The organism is Pseudomonas agronomica, assembly GCF_025917275.1.
Lineage (GTDB): Bacteria > Pseudomonadota > Gammaproteobacteria > Pseudomonadales > Pseudomonadaceae > Aquipseudomonas > Aquipseudomonas agronomica.
The window spans coordinates 1-1,972 of the sequence record NZ_JAOSHO010000721.1; the positions used below are offsets into that span (position 1 = coordinate 1).

A 1,972-nucleotide genomic window follows, 5' to 3' on the forward strand; every position below is an offset into this window, starting at 1 on the left:
GAGGCCAGTCCAGACGCTACAGGTTCTGGATCAGAGCGCCGGGGTCCAAGTCACCCCAAACAACCAGGCCCGACCTTCCTCCCGATACCCATGCTGCTCACCGTCATGGCTATACAGCGCCCGGCTGTAGCCCTGGTCCAGCACGTTATCCACCTTCATTTCCAGCTTCACTTCCCGGCTCAGCGCCCAACTGCCGCGCAGCCCGAGCAGGGCATAGCCGCCCAGGGCTTTGCGGTTGTTTTCGTCGTCGTAGCTGCTGCTCACGGCTTGCCATGTGGCGCCGAGGCCCAGGCGATCGAATTGCCGATCCAGGTCCAGGCTCAGCGTCCGCCGGGCGCGGCGGGCAAGGGTGTGGCCGCTGTCGCGGTCGCGTGGGTCGATAATGGCCAGGCCCAGGTTGCCCTGCCAGCCGAACAGTTCCTGCCTGTAGGCCATCTCGAAGCCGTTGATCCGTGCCGAAGCGACGTTCTGCGGGCGTGAGTCGCGGCCAAAAATGATCGCGTCTTCCAGGTCGGTGCGGTACAGCGACGTCTCGACGCTGGCGCTGTCGCTCAGTTGGCTGCGCCATTGCAGTTCGTAGCTCTGGGCGGTCTCGGGTTTCAGGTCAGGGTTGCTGTAGTCCGGGTAATACAGATCGTTGAAGGTCGGCGCACGAAAGCTTTCGCTGTAGGTCAGCAACACGTCGTTGTCCGGGTTGACTGGCAGGGTGAGCGTGCCGCTCCAACTGTTCTGGCCGCCAAATTGCTGGTTCTGGTCGCGACGCAGGCCCAGTTCAGTGGAAAACGTTTCGGCCCGGAAGCGGTGCTGGATAAACGCTGCGCGGTTCCAACGACTGTCTTCATCGAACGGTGTGCTGCTGTTGACCCGGTCCTGATACCCATCGCCGCCGACGATCAGGCTGTTGCGCTCATCGAGTGTCACATCGTTCTGCCAGGTCAGCGAGTCACGGTAGGTGTTGAAGGTCTCGCGCACATCGCTGAGCTTGTCGTAGGTGTTCTCGCGGTTCTCACTGTGGCCCAGTTCGAGACGGGATTTCCAGGCATCGTTGATTCGCCCGTCCACATAACTGCTGAAACTGCTCACGGCAAATTCGCTGTAGGGCTGCTGGGGCAGGGACTCGAAGGTGTTGGGGTCGAAGCGGCCGAACGGGTTGTCGTATTCGCTCTTGCCGCGGTTATCCAGCAGGTTCAGGCCGACTTCCAGGTTATCGCTGAGCGCATGGCTCAAACTCAGGCTGAAGGACCGATTGCGGTTCGCGTCGTCGTCGTGGTCGCTGGCATAGGACTCGTGGGTCCGATTGCTTCCGGCGCCCTCGTCGAGGCTGGCGCCCAAGTTGAAGCGGGTCTGCTCGTCGCCACCGGACAGGCCGAGGCTGCGCTCCCAGGTCCGGTGACTGCCAACACCGAGATACAGGCGCGGTTGCAGGCCTTGTTCGGTACCGCGGCGGGTGAAAACCTGGATGACTCCGCCCACCGCGTCGGCGCCGTAGATGACTGATCGCGAGCCGCGCAACACTTCCACCCGTTCGATCTGGTTGATGTTCAGGCGTTGCAGGTTGCTGTCGCCGGAGGTGGCGTTGCCGATGCGTTGGCCGTCCACCAGCACCAGGCTCTGGGCCGACTTGGTGCCGCGAATGTAGATTCCCGGCAGGCTGCCGCGGCCGCCCAATGGCGCGACTTGCACGCCAGGCACGCGGCTGAGAAGGTCGGTGACGCTCGCCGGTTGCAGGCGTTCGATGTCGTCGCGGGTGAAGATCGTGTTGGCGGCGCTGCTGTCATTGCGGGCCTCGACCTGGCGGTTGGCGCTGATCAGGATATCGGGCAGCACCAGGGCCTGGTCGCGTTCGAAGGTGTCGGCCAGCAGGTCGGGGATGGGGAGCAGGGCGAGGGTGACGGCGAGGCGGCGTTTCATGGGTGTTCCGTGATGACGTGGTCCACACAAAAACCAATGTGGGAGCGAGCCTGCTCGCGAA

General features: G+C 63.3%; 1 protein-coding gene. It reads right to left on the minus strand.

Annotation, left to right across the window (positions count from 1 at the left end):
- Positions 1-30: 30 nt before the first annotated feature.
- The gene (locus OC610_RS26525) at positions 31-1,911 is read right to left on the minus strand and encodes a TonB-dependent receptor domain-containing protein (RefSeq protein ID WP_264432168.1); all 1,881 of its coding nucleotides are present in this window, start codon (positions 1,909-1,911) and stop codon (positions 31-33) included.
- Positions 1,912-1,972 lie beyond the last annotated feature (61 nt).